At 70.6% G+C, this 16,115-nt stretch carries 14 protein-coding genes; 3 read left to right on the forward strand and 11 right to left on the reverse strand.

Translation table 11 applies throughout. The features are described 5' to 3' along the window. Positions 1–38 precede the first annotated feature (38 nt). The 5 genes from icmF to BA062_RS19255 form a co-directional block, all read right to left on the reverse strand. On the reverse strand, positions 39–3,275 hold the full coding sequence (icmF, locus tag BA062_RS19235; protein WP_110338646.1) for a fused isobutyryl-CoA mutase/GTPase IcmF: 3,237 nt from the start codon (positions 3,273–3,275) through the stop codon (positions 39–41). A 79-nt stretch (positions 3,276–3,354) separates the two neighbouring features. Then, on the reverse strand, positions 3,355–3,969 hold the full coding sequence (locus BA062_RS19240) for a GTP-binding protein (RefSeq protein WP_168214020.1): 615 nt from the start codon (positions 3,967–3,969) through the stop codon (positions 3,355–3,357). After that, on the reverse strand, positions 3,950–4,561 hold the full coding sequence (locus BA062_RS40540; protein ID WP_110338648.1) for a DUF742 domain-containing protein: 612 nt from the start codon (positions 4,559–4,561) through the stop codon (positions 3,950–3,952). The genes BA062_RS19240 and BA062_RS40540 overlap by 20 nt, the downstream gene beginning before the upstream one ends. Positions 4,562–4,568: 7 nt before the next feature. Beyond that, positions 4,569–5,021 carry a roadblock/LC7 domain-containing protein gene (locus BA062_RS19250; protein ID WP_110338650.1) on the reverse strand — a complete coding sequence of 151 codons (453 nt, stop codon included), beginning with the start codon at positions 5,019–5,021 and terminating at the stop codon, positions 4,569–4,571. Then, a complete protein-coding gene (locus tag BA062_RS19255) occupies positions 5,018–8,407 on the reverse strand; it encodes a sensor histidine kinase (protein WP_245959917.1) in 3,390 nt (1,129 codons plus the stop codon). The genes BA062_RS19250 and BA062_RS19255 overlap by 4 nt, the downstream gene beginning before the upstream one ends. A 1,214-nt stretch (positions 8,408–9,621) precedes the next feature. Between BA062_RS19255 and BA062_RS19260 the strand changes: the two genes are divergently transcribed. The 3 genes from BA062_RS19260 to BA062_RS19270 are packed head-to-tail and all read left to right on the forward strand — an operon-like array spanning position 9,622 to position 12,041. Then, positions 9,622–10,800 (forward strand): type III PLP-dependent enzyme, encoded by a 1,179-nt coding sequence (locus BA062_RS19260; protein ID WP_110338654.1) that lies wholly within the window; start codon positions 9,622–9,624, stop codon positions 10,798–10,800. After that, the gene (gene speD / locus BA062_RS19265; protein ID WP_110338656.1) at positions 10,790–11,179 is read left to right on the forward strand and encodes an adenosylmethionine decarboxylase; all 390 of its coding nucleotides are present in this window, start codon (positions 10,790–10,792) and stop codon (positions 11,177–11,179) included. Before BA062_RS19260 ends, speD begins: the two co-directional genes overlap by 11 nt. A gap of 1 nt (position 11,180) precedes the next feature. Next, positions 11,181–12,041: a spermidine synthase gene (locus BA062_RS19270; protein WP_110338658.1), complete on the forward strand. Its 861-nt coding sequence runs from the start codon at positions 11,181–11,183 to the stop codon at positions 12,039–12,041. Here the strand turns inward: BA062_RS19270 and BA062_RS19275 are convergent. The 6 genes from BA062_RS19275 to BA062_RS19295 all read right to left on the reverse strand — a co-directional run bounded on the left by BA062_RS19275 (position 12,019) and on the right by BA062_RS19295 (position 16,104). Then, the gene (locus tag BA062_RS19275; RefSeq protein ID WP_110338660.1) at positions 12,019–12,372 is read right to left on the reverse strand and encodes a DUF3817 domain-containing protein; all 354 of its coding nucleotides are present in this window, start codon (positions 12,370–12,372) and stop codon (positions 12,019–12,021) included. The two genes, BA062_RS19270 and BA062_RS19275, sit on opposite strands and share 23 nt — an antisense overlap. A gap of 1 nt (position 12,373) precedes the next feature. Next, positions 12,374–12,790, reverse strand: coding sequence for a hypothetical protein (locus BA062_RS19280; RefSeq protein ID WP_110338662.1), 417 nt, complete (start codon positions 12,788–12,790; stop codon positions 12,374–12,376). Between the two features lie 44 nt (positions 12,791–12,834). Beyond that, positions 12,835–13,698: a lytic transglycosylase domain-containing protein gene (locus BA062_RS19285; RefSeq protein ID WP_168214021.1), complete on the reverse strand. Its 864-nt coding sequence runs from the start codon at positions 13,696–13,698 to the stop codon at positions 12,835–12,837. Positions 13,699–13,762: 64 nt separating this feature from the next. Continuing rightward, complete coding sequence (locus BA062_RS19290) at positions 13,763–14,257, reverse strand: helix-turn-helix transcriptional regulator (RefSeq protein WP_110338666.1); 495 nt, start codon at positions 14,255–14,257, stop codon at positions 13,763–13,765. 315 nt (positions 14,258–14,572) lie between these two features. Continuing rightward, positions 14,573–14,740 carry a hypothetical protein gene (locus BA062_RS39885; RefSeq protein WP_168214022.1) on the reverse strand — a complete coding sequence of 56 codons (168 nt, stop codon included), beginning with the start codon at positions 14,738–14,740 and terminating at the stop codon, positions 14,573–14,575. A 221-nt stretch (positions 14,741–14,961) separates the two neighbouring features. Then, positions 14,962–16,104, reverse strand: a complete 1,143-nt coding sequence (locus BA062_RS19295; protein ID WP_110338668.1) for a CaiB/BaiF CoA transferase family protein — start codon at positions 16,102–16,104, stop codon at positions 14,962–14,964. Positions 16,105–16,115: the final 11 nt, after the last annotated feature.

Consider the following 16,115-nt stretch of genomic DNA (forward strand, 5'->3'; position numbering starts at 1 on the left):
CAGGCAACCCGGCCGGCCCGCCGATTGTTCCGCCCGGTTCAGACGTTGCGCCGGTACTGGCCCCCGACCTCGAAGAACGCCTCCGTGATCTGGCCGAGCGAGCACACCCGCGCGGCGTCCATCAGCACCGCGAACACGTTGTCGCCGCGCGTGGCCGCGTCCCGCAGCTCCTTGAGCGCCTGCTGCGCCTCGTCGTGGTGGCGCCGCTGGAAGTCGGCGAGCCGGTCGAGCTGCGACTGCTTCTGCTCCTCGGTGGCGCGGGCCAGCTCGACCTCCACCTCCTCCTCGTCGGCGTGGGGGTTGCGGAACGTGTTCACCCCGACGATCGGCAGCGAGCCGTCGTGCTTGAGCCGCTCGTAAAGGATCGACTCGTCCTGGATCTTGCCGCGCTGGTAGCCGGTCTCCATCGCGCCGAGCACGCCGCCGCGCTCGGAGATGCGGTCGAACTCGGTGAGCACGGCCTCCTCCACGAGGTCGGTCAGCTCGTCGATGACGAACGAGCCCTGCAGCGGGTTCTCGTTCTTCGACAGGCCCCACTCCTTGTTGATGATCATCTGGATCGCCATCGCGCGGCGCACCGAGCTCTCGCTCGGCGTGGTGATCGCCTCGTCGTAGGCGTTGGTGTGCAAGGAGTTCGCGTTGTCGTAGAGGGCGCACAGGGCCTGCAGCGTGGTGCGGATGTCGTTGAAGCTCATCTCCTGTGCGTGCAGCGAGCGGCCCGACGTCTGCACGTGGTACTTGAGCTTCTGCGACCGGTCGTTCGCGCCGTAGCGCTCCCGCATCGCGACCGCCCAGATCCGCCGGGCGACCCGGCCGAGCACCGAGTACTCCGCGTCCATGCCGTTGGAGAAGAAGAACGACAGGTTCGGCGCGAAGTCGTCGATGTCCATGCCGCGCGCGAGGTAGGACTCGACGTAGGTGAACCCGTTGGCGAGCGTGAAGGCCAGCTGCGAGATCGGGTTGGCCCCGGCCTCGGCGATGTGGTAGCCGGAGATCGACACCGAGTAGAAGTTGCGGACGCCCTTCTCGATGAACCACTCCTGGATGTCGGCCATCATCCGCAGGCTGAACTCGGTGGAGAAGATGCAGGTGTTCTGGCCCTGGTCCTCCTTGAGGATGTCGGCCTGCACGGTGCCGCGCACCTGGTGCAGCGTCCAGTCGCGGATCTGCTCGGCCTCCTCCGCCGAAGGCTCGCGCCCGTGCTCCTCCCGGAACGCGTCGAGCTTCTGGTCGACCGCCGTGTTGAGGAAGAACGCGAGGATCGTCGGGGCGGGGCCGTTGATCGTCATCGAAACCGACGTGCTCGGCGCCGTGAGGTCGAAACCGTCGTAGAGCACCTTCATGTCGTCGAGCGTCGCGATGGAGACGCCGGAGGTGCCGACCTTGCCGTAGATGTCAGGCCGGGTCGCCGGGTCGAAGCCGTAGAGCGTCACCGAGTCGAACGCCGTCGACAGCCGCTTGGCCTCGGAGTCGGCGGAAAGGTACTTGAACCGCCGGTTGGTGCGGAACGCGTCACCCTCGCCCGCGAACATGCGCGCCGGGTCCTCGCCCTCGCGCTTGAACGGGAAAACGCCTGCCGTGTAGGGAAAGTAGCCAGGCAGGTTCTCGCGGCGCAGGAACGACACCAGCTCACCGGAGTCGCTGTAGCGTGGCAGCGCGACCCTCGGCACGCGGTTGCCGGACAGGGTCTCCCGCCAGAGCTGCGTGTGGATCTCCTTGTCGCGGACCTTGAAGACCAGCTCCTCGCCCCGGTACTCCTCGGCGAGGCGCTTCCACTCCTCCAGCAGCTTCACGGTCGAACCGTCCACACCGGACTCGGCGTCGGCGAGCAGCCGGTCGAGCGCCTCGGTGTCGGCGCCTGCCGCGGCCAGCTCGTCGCGCGCGGCGGCGAGGTGCTCGCGCCTGCGCACGGCCTCGACCTGGCTCGCGGTCCGGTCGTGGTAGCCGCGCACGGTGGCCGCGATGTCGGCGAGGTAGCGGGTGCGGTCGGTGGGGATGATCGTGCTGAGCTCGGTGGAGACCTTGCCCTCGGCCTTCGGCAGCACCCCGGCCGACACCGACAGCCCGCTGCCCGCGAGCAGGTCGCGCAGGTGCTGGTACAGCGCCGTGACACCGTCGTCGTTGAACTTCGCGGCGCTCGTGCCGAACACCGGCATGTCCTCGGGCGCGGCGTGGAACTCCTCGCGGTTGCGCACGAGCTGCCGGGCCACGTCGCGACGGGCGTCCTCCGCGCCTCGCCGCTCGAACTTGTTGATGGCGACGGCGTCGGCGAAATCGAGCATGTCGATCTTCTCGAGCTGCGAGGCCGCGCCGAACTCGGGCGTCATGACGTACAGCGCGTGGTCGACGTGGTCGACGATGCCCGCGTCGCCCTGGCCGATGCCGGGGGTCTCGACTATCACGAGGTCGTAGCCGGCGGCCTTGCACGCGAGGATGGCCTCGTCCAGGCCGGCGGGGATCTCGCCGCTGGTGGTGCGCGTGGCCAGCGAGCGGAAGAACACGCGGTCGCCGTCGAGGCAGTTCATGCGGATGCGGTCGCCGAGCAGCGCGCCACCGCCCTTGCGCCGCGTCGGGTCGATCGCGAGCACCGCGATGCGGAGCTTGTCCTCCTGGTCGAGCCGGAACCGGCGCACCAGCTCGTCGGTGAGCGACGACTTGCCGGAGCCGCCGGTGCCGGTGATGCCGAGCACCGGAACCGTGCGGGCCCGTGCCGCGTCGCGGATCGCGGTGACCCACTCCCCCGGCAGGACCTCCTGCTGCAGGCGCGTGATCGTCCGCGCGAGCGTGGGGACGTCACCGGAGAGCAGCTGGTCGACCGACCCGGTCTCCTGCGCCGCGAGGTCGACGTCGCACGCCGCGATCATCGAGTTGATCATGCCGGGCAGCCCCAGCTGGAGGCCGTCGTCCGGCGAGAAGATCCGCGCCACGCCGCGGGAGTGCAGCAGGTCGATCTCCTCGCGGACGATGACGCCGCCACCGCCGCCGAACACCTTGACGTGCCCGGCGCCGCGCTCCCGGAGCAGGTCGACGAGGTACGTGAAGTACTCGACGTGCCCGCCCTGGTACGCGCTGATGGCCACGCCCTGCACGTCCTCCGAGATCGCCGCCGTGACGACCTCGTCCACCGACCGGTTGTGACCGAGATGGACCACCTCGGCGCCCTGCGACTGCAGAATCCGCCGCATGATGTTGATGGACGCGTCGTGACCGTCGAAGAGGCTCGCCGCGGTCACGAACCGGACGGGGTGCGCAGGCCGGTGCAGTTCGGAGGTCATGCCTCCAAAATACTTGGACTTCCTACTGTTTTGAACCCAAGCTTCACCGTGATGGCGGTCTCAGCCGCCCGTAATCGATTCAGCCGGCAGCGGTCGGCGAACGGAGCGCGATCCACTGGCGCATCGCGTACTCGACCAGCGTGATCAGCGTTTGCTTGGTGGACTCCCGGTCACGGGCGTCGCAGCGCACGATCGGGATGGCCTGGTCGATCGACAACGCCTCTCGAACATCGTTCAGGTCGTGGTGTAACACGCCGTCGAACGTGTTCACCCCCACGATGTAGGGCAGGCCCCTGTCCTCGAAGAAGTCGACCGGGGCGAACGAGTCCGCGAGCCGCCTGGTGTCGGCGAGCACCACGGCGCCGATCGCGCCGCGCACCAGGTCGTCCCACATGAACCAGAAGCGCTGCTGGCCGGGAGTCCCGAAGAGGTACAGGATCAGATCCTCGTCGAGAGATACCCGGCCGAAGTCCATGGCCACGGTCGTCGTGGCCTTGTTGGGCGTCGCCTCGAGATCGTCGATGCCGGTACTGGCGTCCGTCATCATCGCCTCGGTCGTCAGCGGCACGATCTCCGACACCGAACCGACGAAGGTCGTCTTGCCCGCCCCGAACCCGCCGGCCACGACGATCTTGGCCGACGTCATCGTCTTCGGCGCGGCTTCGCGCGGTGCCTTAAAGCCGACGGAGTCCACTCAAAACCCTTTCCATCAACATCAGATGCGCTTCGGCGCCCTCGTCACCGGAGATGGTCTTGTGCACGGTGACCAGCCCCGTGTCCGCCGCGTCACTGATCAACACCCGCGCCACGCCGAGCGGGACACGGAGAGCCGCAGCGATCTCGGCGACCGAACGTGGGGTTCGACATTCTTCCATGATCAGCTGGTGCTCGATCTGGTCGGGCACCGCCATCACAGCGGCCTCGCGAGTGGAGACCAAGGTCTCGAGCTCCAGCGGGTAGTTCGCCTTCGTCCGGCCGCCGGTGATGGCGTACGGACGGACGAAACCGGTCTCCTCCGCTGGATTAGGCGCTGTGGCCGGTATGAACGGGATGGCTTCGGCCGACACGAACTGCTCCTCTCCGGTCCCTGACCGGGTCTCACCGCGCTCCTCCGCCTCGGACGGCGGGAGCGCCGGTGGTGCTTCCCGGCCGTTGACGTCACCGGGGTCGTCCCTGCGTTTGACCTTCTTGCGACGGCCACGACCGGAACCCAGCCCGAAACCATTGAGCACGTCGGCGAACGTGCCCGGATCGTCCTCGGCCGAGGATCCAGCCCCCGTGCTCATCGCGCGGTCATCCCACCGGTTCGCCGACCAGCGGGCCGCCCGCGCCCTGCAGCTGAGCCCGCAGCTCCGGCGTGAGGATCTGCCCGACGCGGTCGACGAGCAGCGTCATCTCGTACGCCACCTGACCGATGTCGCAGTTGGGCGCGGCCAGCACCGCGAGGCACGAGCCGTCGCTGATGGACATCAGCACCATGATGCCGAGCTCCATCTCCACGACGGTCTCGTTGACCGCACCCGCCTCGAAGCAGCGCGCCGCACCCTGGGTGAGGCTGACGAGCCCGGAGGCGACCGCGGCGAGCTGGTCGGCCCGGTCGAGGGGCAGCCGGTTGGAGGCGGTGAGCAGAAGCCCGTCCGCCGACACCACCACGGCGTGGGCGACGCCGGGCACCCGCTCGGCGAAGTCGTTCACCAGCCACCCGAACTGATTCTGCTGGGGCTGAGCCCGTTCCGGCGCGGTCATTCACCCTCCACTTTCTCTTGAGTGCTCTCGGTCGCCTGAGCGGTCCGATGCCTGCCTCGGCGAATACCCTGCTGGAAGCTGCTGAGCCTGCCCCTGACGTCCGCGGGGTCGCGTTCGGTTCGTGGCCGGCTCTCGGTCGTGCTCGCTGCGGACACGCTGCCGGGGAGCAGCTGTTCGCCCCTGCGGCGCCTCGGCAGGCCCGCCGCCGTGTAGCTCGACGGCGAGGACTCGGCCACCGCCTGCACCGTCCGCCACCGGTCGTCGGAGGCGAACGCCCACTCCGAGGCGGGAGCCGCGCCCTGCGGCGCGGGGTCCGGGGCGGACCGCGCCGCCGCGGTGTCCGCCGCCTGCCTCGGTTCCGGCGTCTGTGCCGACTTCTTCCTCGGCTGCCGCTGCGGCAGCCCCGAGGCGGTGGTCTTCGGCTGCTCCGCCTGCGGCTGGTCCGGGGTCGCCGGCTCGGCGGCGCCGCTCTGCCTGCGGCCGCGGCTCACGCCCTGCTGGAAGCTGCTGAGCCTGCTGCGCACGTCGACCGGGTCCCTGGCGGGCAGTTCCGGCTTGCCGTCCTTCTCCTTCGCCCCGGCGCCGGTGGCCGGTGCGGGCGGGACCGCGCTGCCAGGCAGGAGCTGTTCCCCCTTGCGGCGCCGGGGCAGTCCCGCCTCGGTGTAGTCCGAAGGCGACACCTCCGACACGGCCTGCACGGTGCGCCACCGCTCGTCCGCGGCGAAGTCCCAGCCGCTGCGGCCGCCCTGCGACGCCGCCGCGTCGGCGTCGCTGCGGAACCACACCGACAGCATCTCGTCGAAGATCGGCGTCGTCTCCGACGGGTCCATGCTCTGCCGGGCGCGGCGCTCGGCGTCGCTCTGCGTGGTCGCCGCGCTCCACCAGTCGCTCACCACGGTGCTGTTGGCGGCGAACAGTTCCTTGCCGCTCAACGCCTCGTCGGACTGTTCCTGCTCCGGGGACGCCTCGGACTTCTCCTCCGGCTCCGGCTGCTGCCCGGTCTCCTCTGCAGGCTTCTCGGGGGACGGCGTGCGCTCGGTGGCCTCCGTGTCCTCGGGGACCGGGCCGTCGGTGACAGCCGGGTTGGCCGCGGTGGTCTCCGCCGCCGTCTGCGGGGGCACGACGCCGTTGCGGGACGGCTCCTCGGCCGCCCGCTGGTCCTGCTGCGGCCAGCGGGGCGGTGCCTGCGGCGTGCGGGCCTGGTCCTGCGGCTCGTCGCGCCCGATCGGCGTGAACAACGCGGTGCCGGACACCTCGTTGGCCGAGGGCGGAGGCGTGCCCTGCGAGAACGCGGGCACCGCACCCGGCCTGCTCGCGCCGTTGACCTTCCGGCGCGGCAGCCCGCCGGGGCCCTGGCCGGCCGGGGCCGAGGGCTGCGGCGCCTGCGGCAGCTGCTGGGTGGTCTCGCCCTGCGTGGGCATGGAGTGCGGCGCGCCCTGGCCGTCCATCACGAGCTCGGCGGGCACCGTCACGGTGGCACGCACCCCGACGATGTCCTTGCCACCGTGCAGGGCGACGCCGAAGCCGTGCCTGCCCGCGAGGCGGCCGACCACGAACAGGCCCATGCGGCGCGACGTGGCGAGGTCCACGGAGCCCGCCTCGGTCAGGCGCGCGTTGGCCTCCATCACCTCGGCCTCGTTCATGCCGATGCCGCGGTCCATGATGTCGATCGACAGCGAGCCGTCCTCCTGCCGCCGCGTCGCCACGGTCACCTGCGTCTCCGGCGCGGAGAACGCGGTGGCGTTGTCGAGCAGCTCGGCGACGAGGCGAACCAGGTCACCCGCCGCGTAGCCGACGACCCGCACCTGCGGCGGAGGCTGCACCACGACCCGCTGGTACTGCTCGATCTCCGAGACCGCGGCCCGCAGGACGTCGGTGGTGCTGACGGGCTGACCGGACCTGCGGCCCGGTTCCGCGCCGGAGAGGACCATGAGGTTCTCGTTGTTGCGCCGCATGCGCGTGGCGAGGTGGTCGAGCTGGAACAGCGTCGCAAGCTGGTCGGCGTCCTCCTCGTCGCGTTCGAGCCGTTCGATCAGCTGCAGCTGCCGCTGCACGAGGCTCTGGCTGCGCCGCGACAGGTTGACGAACACGCTCGCGTAGCCGGTCCGCATGCCCGCCTGCTCGACGGCGAGCCGCAGCGCCTGGCTGTGCACGGCGTCGAACGCCTTGGCGACCTGGCCGATCTCGTCGTCGGTCCGCACGGGAACTGGAGTGACGTCGGTGCTCTGCGACCGGCCCTCCTGGATGTTGCGCACGGCGGCGGGCAGGTCGTGCTCGGCGACCTCCAGTGCCCTGGTGCGCAGGAGCTTCAGCGAGCGCAGCAGCTGCCGCGTGATGAGGAAGACCACGGCGGCGGCCAGCAGCAGCGCGATGACGAGGACCACGGCGAGCACGACCACGCCCGTGCTCGCGCCGTCGGCCAGCTCTCCCGCCGTGCTGGTGAGCTCGCCACCGAGCCGGTCACCGACCTCGCCGAGGCTCGTGAACACGGCGCCGGAGGCGTCGGCCCACTGCTGTTCCGAGGTCGAGCCGAAGCTCGCGGAGCCACCCGAGTCCTGCTCGGCGAGCACCGTCTTGACCACGCGGTCACGGTTGTCGAAGGCGTCGCCGCGCACCGTGGTGTCGAAGTCCTGGCGCTGCGCGCCGGTGGCGGCGATGCGGAACTCCGCGATGCGGTCGGTCAGCCGCACGTCCGAAGTGCGGACCTGGTTGAACTCGCTCGGCGCGAGCCCGCCGCGGCCGATGCCGTAGCCGATCAGCGCCTGCTGGACGGACACCTCCTCCCGCGCGACGAGCAGGTCGTGCGCCGCGCTCGGCGTACCGCCGAGACCGTCGTCGCCCATGCCAGCCACCACGGCGACGTCGAGGTTGAGCAGGGCCGAGGTGATGCTCGAGTACTCGGTGACGGCCTGCACGGCGCCGACCTGCCCTGCGGCGACCTGCTCGCGCAGGCTGGCGAGCCTGCCCAGCTGGTCGCGGACCTCCTGCCGGGGGCCTGCGATGCCGTCCAACTCGGCGGCGCCCGCCGCCGAGCTGAGCGGGCCGACGGCACGGTCGACGTCGGCTCGCGCGTCACGAAGCTCCGGTGAGTTCAGTCCGGAGCCGTCGGTGAGCAGCCGCGCGGTCTGCGTGCGCTCGCGCTGCAGGCCGTCGAGCGCGGTGCGTGTGGCGGCGCCGAGGTCGGCGAGCTGCGCCACGCGGTCGTAGCGGTCGGAGCGCTCGATCTGGTTGCCGAGCGTGATGCCGCCCAGCACGAGCGCGATGACGATGGGGACCAGCGTGACGGCGCCCAGCTTGACGGGCAGGCTCCAGTCGCGCCATCGCACGAGGGCACGCCATCTGGGCGGAGTGGGGGCCGGCTGGCCGAGAAGCGTCCCCACGGGCACTTGACCTTCTCCAGCAACGGTCACGAAGGTGACTCCTCCTCCGGCTTGCTCGCTGACTGCCGACGGCTCATGGCTGCCCCGCCTACCAGGTCCCGCGAGGCGAGGCCAAGTGTCGTACGCGACCAGTCGTGTACCGCATGTGAGCCCATCCTTCGCCGCTGGTCCTCGCCAGCATTCAGCCGTTGTCGTACGTCTACCGGCACGACGTCCGTCAACCCCCTGAGGGCACCGCACATCGCATCATGCGAACTGCACAGCGTCCAGGCGCGTATCAGTGCCCAATTGACTTCGGTCGAGGTGCCAGAAAGCGTACACCAATCGGGTGCTCGGCAAATGCTCTCGATCCGCGGCCCGTGACCAGCGGAAATACCGATTTTCACTCTTCGGTGGCCTACCGAATCACCCGACGGCGATCTGATACCCCGCAATTCGGTTACCGTATTCATCGCAGACAAGGCATCAAGCGTCACCCACATAGCCCAATGGGCGGCATTCACGCCACTCGAACGGCCTAGCCGACACGCCGTCACGGTGGAGTGAACACGCCAAAGAGTCCCCGATGTTGTGGCTTCGGCGAACGGGATGTATCCGGTGCTTCTTAACGAGTTCAGTGGCCCGGCCAGGGGATCTTCACCAAAGCGTGACATGTCGGACACCACGGGGCGGGCCACGTTCTCCCATCGTGGCCTGCTACCCAGGGTAAATCGCATCGGTGTCGGGTTCGGGAATCATTCACCCTTTGGTTCAGGAATCCCCGCCGACGATGACCGAGTGCGACATCGGGGCCGGTCCAGCCGGTGAACCTGCGATTTAGCCTGGACTTACCCGCGATCAGGTCGCGGAAGGGCGTCCCGCGACACCACGAGGGCCACCGGACGGGCCGCCGGCGGCGCTCGGACGGCCGAGCCGCCGCCCGGCTCCCCGGAAGCCCGCCCTGACGCATTCCGCGGCCTTCCGGAATTGCCGGCACAGCCCATGCGGAGATCGGATTCGTATCGCGGCCAATTCGCACCGAACTGTTTGCACAATGGTCGCAGCCCCACATTTCCGGCACCGGATCGCCAGGTGAATAGGCAGCTCCTCGCCGTCGCGTGAGGAGCTGACGCCGAGGTCAGGACTGCAACTTCGCCCCCTCTGCTCCTCGCGGTGCAGCCCCACTGCGCGGAATGGAGCCGCGTTCCCGCGACGTGCCGGGAGCTGAGACCCTGGGCAGAGTGAGTACCACGCTCGATCGAATTCGCGGCTTCCTCGCCGAACACGACCCACCCACTCCCTGTCTCGTGATCGACGTCGACACCGTGCTGGAGCGCTACCACGCGCTGGCGGCGACGTTCGACGGCTGCCGGATCCAGTACGCCGTCAAGGCCAACCCCGAACCCGCCGTCCTGCGCGCGCTCGTGGCGGCCGGCGCCTCCTTCGACGTTGCGAGCCCGGCGGAGATCGAGCTCTGCCTCGCCGCGGGGGCCGCCCCGGAGACGCTGTCGTACGGCAACACCGTCAAGAAACGGGCCGACATCGCGTTCGCCCACCGCGCGGGCGTGCGCGAGTACGTGATCGAAGCCGAGAGCGACCTGGTCAACGTCGCGGAGGAGGCGCAGGGCGCGCAGGTGTCGGTGCGCCTGCTCGTCGAGGCACCCGCCTCGGTGACACCGTTCGGCCGCAAGTTCGGCTGTGCCGCCGACCAGGCCGTCCCGCTCCTGCTGCGGGCCGCCGAACTCGGCCTCGATCCCGCGGGCGTCAGCTTCCACGTCGGCTCGCAGCAGCTCGACACCGGTGCCTGGGACCTCGCGATCGCGTCGGCCGCCAAGGTGTTCACGGCGACGGCGGAACACGGCGTGCCGCTGCGCAGGCTCAACGTCGGAGGCGGGATCGGTGTCGGCTACACCGGCCCGGTGCCCGCCCCCGCCGACTACGCCGCCGCGATCGGAGCCGCCCTGCGCGAGCATCTTCCCGGGCAGGCACCCGAGGTGGTGCTCGAACCGGGCAGGGCGATCGTCGCCGAGGCGGGGCTCGTCCGCTGCGAGGTCGTGCTCGTGTCCCGCAAGTCCGCCGACGACGCGGAACGCTGGGTGTACCTCGACATCGGCCGCTACAACGGGCTGGCCGAGACGGAGAACGAGGCGATCGCCTACCGGCTCGAGGTTGTCACAGATCACTCCGCGGCGGACGGGCCGGTGATCATCGCAGGTCCGACGTGCGATGGTGACGACGTGCTGTACCAGCGGACGCCCTACCGGCTGCCCCTGTCCTTGCGGCCGGGCGACCGGATCGACATCCTCTCCGCCGGTGCCTACACGGCGAGCTACTCGTCGGTGGCGTTCAACGGTATCCCGCCCCTGCGCACCTACTGCATCCACAGCATCCATGAAGGGAGGCCCCGCAGTGCCGAGTGAGTTCGCCGAGGTCGGCGTTTTCTCCGGCAGGCACGTCCTGGCCGAGCTGGACGGCATCGAGCCGGGACTGCTCGACGACGAGTCGTTCCTGCGCACCACGCTCGCGGACACGCTGACCACCGCCGGGGCGACCGTGCGCGAGGTGATCGCGCACCGCTTCGAGCCACAGGGCGTCACCGTGCTCGCCATGCTGGCCGAGTCGCACGCCTCGGTGCACACCTATCCGGAGATCGGCGCGGTGTTCGTCGACGTGTTCACCTGCGGCGACCGGGCCGATCCCGAGGAGGCCGTGCGGCTGCTCGCCGCCGCGCTCGGCACCGGCTCGCTGACCATGAGGACCGTCCAGCGCGGACGGCAGGCCGCCACCGCGGGGACGTGAGATGAGCAGGCAGATCGTCGAACCGCTCGGGCCGGGGCTCACCAGGGTCTGGGAGGTGTCCGAGACCATCCTCGACACCCACACCGACTTCCAGCACGTCGTGATCGGGCGGACCGCCCAGGGTGTCACGCTGTTCTGCGACGACGAGCGGCAGAGCACGGAGCAGAGCCAGCTCGTCTACCACGAGGCGCTGATGGTGCCGCCGCTGCTGCTGGCCGAGCAGGTGCGCAACGTGCTGATCATCGGCTCCAGCGAGGGTGTCGTGAGCCGGCTCGCCGTCGCGCACGGCGCCGAGCTGGTCGACCACGTCGACATCGACCACGTCACCGTGCGCGCGTGCGCCGAGCACCTGCCCTACGGCTACTCCCCCGCCGAGCTGGCCGCGGCCGAGCGCGGCGAGGGCCGGGTGCGGGTGCACTACCGCGACGGCTTCGAGTTCCTCGCGGGCACGACGAACCGCTACGACGTCGTGGTGATCGACCTGCCCGACGAGAACACCGACGAGCAGGCGCAGCACAACCGGCTCTACGAGGCGGACTTCCTGCGCCGCTGCGCGGGCGTGCTGGCCCCGGGCGGCGTGGTGACCTGCCAGGCGGGCTGCCCCACGCTGTGGCGCAACGAGACGCTGCTCGCGGCGTGGCGCCGGTTCACCGAGGTGTTCGGCACGGTCGTGTACTTCGGCTCCGACGAGCACGAGTGGGCGTTCCTGTCCGGCCGGCCCGACACCGTGGCCGATCCGGTGGGCGCCATGACCGCGCGGCTCGCGGCCGGAGCGGGCTACCGCCCGGCATCGATCGACGCCGAGGCGCTGCGCGGCTGCACCGTGCCGCCGTATTCGGTCAGAGCTTGCGGCCCTCGGTGACGCGCTGGGTCACCTTGCGCTCGACGTAGAAGGAGAGGAGGGGGACGCAGCCGGCGAGCAGGACGCCGACGGTCCCCTTCACCGACCAGCGCGCCTTGAGCGCGAGGTCGACCGCCACGACCAGGTAGATCATGTAGATCACGCCGTGGATGGGCGAGTAGATCGCGGACGGTTCCGGGTTGTCGAAGCCGTAGCGCACGATCATCACCGCGCACAGCCCGAGCAGCCCGATGCCGGTGGCGAAGGCCGCGATGCGGAACCGCTGGAGTGGTCCACGCAAGGACGTCGCGGCCGGAGCCGCCTGCGTCTCGTCGCGGTCGGTCGTCACCATGTCATGTCACCTCTTGGTCGCGGGCGTTCAACTCGGCCAGGTACCTGTTGTAGGCGGCCAGTTCCTCGTCCTCGTCGTCGGCAGGCGGAGCCTGACGCGCGGCAGGACGGGGTGCCGGGACGTCGGCGGGCCTGCGGCCCCACTCGACCCGGCCACTGCTCGGCGTGTGCCCTTCGCTCGCGCCGTGCTGCTCGGCTTCCCTCGCCTGCCGGTTCAGCCTGCGGATGCGCCAGAACATGAAGGCGGGGAAGAGCCCGAACAGCGGCCACTGCAGGACGTAACCCAGGTTCTGGAACGTGCCTCCGGCCGAGGAGTAGCGCTCCCACTGCCACCAGGCGAGCCCGCAGCAGATGATCAAGCTCAGCACGGAGACGCCGACGATAGCGAGCCGGCGTGCCGTCGTGGAGCTCAGGGACACGCCAACGAAACTAGCACTAACCCCGACGTGAGGGCCGCCACAGGTCAGCCCTGCGCGGTCTGCGCCTGCCTCGCGTAGGTGTCGGCGAGGCCGAAGACCTTCTGCGCGTACTCGACGGAGTTGTTGTACGACATGATCCCGGCCCACCAGCCCTCGGCACTGGCCATGTCGCGCCCGCCCGCGCACAGGTACCGGGCCGCGGTCAGCGCCGCGTCGTCGATCTGCTGCGGGTCGGCGAGCCCGTCGCCGTCGCCGTCGCTGGCCCAGCGCTCCCAGGTGGACGGGATGAACTGCATCGGGCCGACGGCCCGGTCGTGCACCGGGTCGCCGTCGAGCGCGCCGCCGTCGGTGTCGGGGATGGCCCGCACCCCGGGGGAACCGTTGAGGGGGACGCCGATGATCGGGGTGGACGGCCTGCCGTCGTCGCCGAGCACGGCGTCGCGGTACTGGCCGTGATCGGACTCGATGCGGCCGATCCCGGAGAGGGTGGCCCAGGAGATCCGGCAGTCCGGCTGGTGGGCCCGCATCGCGAGCTCGGCGTTGCCGTAGGCCCGCAGGGCCCTGGCCGGGACGCCGACCGCGGCCGACGTCCGTTCCGCCCACTCCCGGAGCGGGTCCGCACCGGCCTGTGGCCGGGGCCGGACCTGGCCGGCACCTGTCTCGGCGCCCGCGATCGTGTCGGCCGCCGGGATCACCGATCCCGGCTCGACGTCGGCGGGTTCCACCTGGAGGGCGGGGATGTCGGTGGTGGTCGGGCTCGCCTCCGGAGTGCCCGCGCGGGCGATGAGCCACGCTCCCGCGCCCGCCACGCCCAGTACGGCGACGACGATGACCAGTCGGACGAGGGCCGCCCGGCCCGGACGCGTCGTCTCGGGCGTCCCCGGATCCTGCACCGCTGGGCCCCCCACCTGGCCGACCTTGTGACCTTCTGACAACGAGCCGGTGCAGCCTAGCGTTACGGGCCTGGAGAGATCAGCTGGCGGCGTCGCGGCGCTGCCGCGAGAGCCTGGCCACGCACCACGCCGGGGCGCTGCCGCGGCGCAGGTGCTCGAGCACGGTGAGCGGGCCGAGCCGCTTGCTCAGGTCGGCGGGCGTGAGGCCCGCGGCACGATAGTCGAGCGCACGCTGGTCGAGCGGGCTGATGCCGGCGTCCCACCACGCCTCGGCCTCGCTCACGTCGCCGATCATCTGCCACCAGCCGGCCGCGGCCGTCAGCAGCTCGTCGGGGACCTCGGGAAGACGCTCGCGCATGGCGGCGAGGTAACCGGGGTCGGCGGCGTCGACCGGCGCCCAGCTGCCGGCACCGGTGTTCCTGCGCTGGCCCGGGATGCCCGGGGCCGGCTGGGAGGTCTGCGGGGCCTCCGCCAGCCACGCCGACGCGATCCTGGTGATCTCGCGGTCCTCGGCGCTCTGCTGGCGCTCGGACGTCCACTGCCGGATCACCGCGTCAACTCCGGGATCTCGCATCCCTGCCTCCTCTGCAACGGCACTGCTGTCGTATCGCAAAAGACTGGTCGAGCAACGTTGTTCGAGATGTCGGCGTGAGGCCTGGGGAACCGGCCGATCACGCAATGTGAGCACCGTATGAGAGCGGGCCAGCCCTCCGCCAGACCTTCTCGGTGACCAATCCGTTGACCAGCGTCTTAACCCCGTGAATCCACCCGGATGGTGGAGCAACCATGTCGAAAATCGAGTTTCGCCACGGAGAGTGATCGCATTCGGCTCGCGCGCGCCAAACCGGCCGGCACCGGGTTCGCGGTGCCGGCCGGGCGCTGTTTCGGGTCAGGAGAAGAGGCTCTGCACGAACGTGACGATGGCTTCGGCGCCGTCCCGCAGCCAGCCGAGGGCGGCCTGGACGGCGTCGGCCGACTCGGTCGGCCGGGTGATCAAGAAGAACAGGACGAGTGCGACGACGCCGAAGATGAGGATTTTCTTGAGACCCGGCGACATAGCTCCATCCGATTCATCTCGGCGGCACCGAACGTGCACGGTGACCGCGCTGCTCTCCCCGCGCAGTACACCGCCATGATGCCCTACCCCCGGGCATCCCGACGGGTAATCACGCGAATGGGCGGCGGTAGTGACTGCCCGTAGGTCGTGAATTCCCTTCAGTCCGGCTGACAGGGGTCACCCTAGGCGTGCTCGGCCACCCACCGCGGGTACGACACGCCTCAGGCCGTCACGCCCCCGTCGCGCAGCCGCGCGATCTCGTCGTCGCCGAGGCCCAGCTCCCGCAGCACCTCGGCGGTGTCGGCGCCCTTCTCGTGCGGCGGCTCCGGGGTCGCGGGCGGGGTGCGGTCGAACTTGGGCCCCGGCGCGGGCTGCGTGACGCCGCCGACGTCGACGAACGTGCCCCGCGCCGCGTTGTGCGGGTGTTCCGCCGCCTCCCACGGCGAGAGCACCGGGGTGAGGCACGCGTCCGTGCCCTCCGCCCTGGCGACCAGCTCGTCGCGGGTGTGCTTGCCGATGGCCTCGGCGAGGATCTTGCGCAACCGCGGCCACTCGCGCTGGTCCAGGTGCACGGGCAGCTCGTCGGCGTCGAGGTCGAGCACCTGCACGAGCGCGGCCCAGAACCGCATCTCCAGTGCGCCGACCGCGACGTACTTGCCGTCGGCGCACTCGTAGGTGTCGTAGAAGGGCGCGCCGCCGTCGAGCAGGTTCTCGCCGCGGCCGCCCTCCCACACGCCGCTGGCCTTGAGGCCGTAGAGCTGCGTGGTGAGCAGGGCCGCCCCGTCAACCATCGACGCGTCCACCACCTGACCCTTGCCCGAGGAGGTCCGCTCGTACAGCGCCGCGAGGATCCCCATCGCGAGGAACAGCCCTCCGCCGCCGAAGTCGCCGAGAAAGTTCACCGGCGGCACCGGGCGTTCCCCGGCCCTGCCGATGGGCTCGAGCGCCCCCGCCAAGCCGAGGTAGTTGATGTCGTGCCCGGCGGCCTGCGCGAGCGGCCCGTCCTGGCCCCAGCCGGTGACCCGGCCGTAGACGAGCCTCGGGTTGCGCGCGTGCAGGTCCGTGGGTCCGAGTCCCATGCGCTCGGCCACGCCGGGCCGGTAGCCCTCCACGAGCGCGTCGGCCCTCTCGGCCAGCTTGAGCACCAGCTCGACACCCTCCGGCGTCTTGGTGTTCACGCCGATCGTCCTGCGCCCGCGCAGAAGCGGATCGTAGGGCAGGCCGAGCACGTCCTCGCCCGGCACGACGCGGTCGACGCGGATCACGTCCGCGCCGAGGTCGGCGAGGATCGTGCAGGCGAACGGCGCCGGGGCCAGCCCGGCGAGCTCGATCACCTTGAGGCCACTGAGCGGCCCAGCCTTCATCGGGACTCCCT

The organism is Prauserella flavalba (assembly GCF_003202235.1).
Classification (GTDB): Bacteria; Actinomycetota; Actinomycetes; order Mycobacteriales; family Pseudonocardiaceae; genus Prauserella_A; species Prauserella_A flavalba.

What these genes read in the sequence shown, in the direction of transcription:
- icmF (WP_110338646.1), bottom strand. Translation starts at nt 3,275, where the DNA reads ATGACCTCCGAACTGCACCGGCCTGCGCACCCCGTCCGGTTCGTGACC.
- BA062_RS40540 (WP_110338648.1), bottom strand. Translation starts at nt 4,561, where the DNA reads ATGAGCACGGGGGCTGGATCCTCGGCCGAGGACGATCCGGGCACGTTC.
- BA062_RS19250 (WP_110338650.1), bottom strand. Translation starts at nt 5,021, where the DNA reads ATGACCGCGCCGGAACGGGCTCAGCCCCAGCAGAATCAGTTCGGGTGG.
- BA062_RS19270 (WP_110338658.1), top strand. Translation starts at nt 11,181, where the DNA reads ATGAGCAGGCAGATCGTCGAACCGCTCGGGCCGGGGCTCACCAGGGTC.
- BA062_RS19275 (WP_110338660.1), bottom strand. Translation starts at nt 12,372, where the DNA reads ATGGTGACGACCGACCGCGACGAGACGCAGGCGGCTCCGGCCGCGACG.
- BA062_RS19290 (WP_110338666.1), bottom strand. Translation starts at nt 14,257, where the DNA reads ATGCGAGATCCCGGAGTTGACGCGGTGATCCGGCAGTGGACGTCCGAG.
- BA062_RS39885 (WP_168214022.1), bottom strand. Translation starts at nt 14,740, where the DNA reads ATGTCGCCGGGTCTCAAGAAAATCCTCATCTTCGGCGTCGTCGCACTC.
- BA062_RS19295 (WP_110338668.1), bottom strand. Translation starts at nt 16,104, where the DNA reads ATGAAGGCTGGGCCGCTCAGTGGCCTCAAGGTGATCGAGCTCGCCGGG.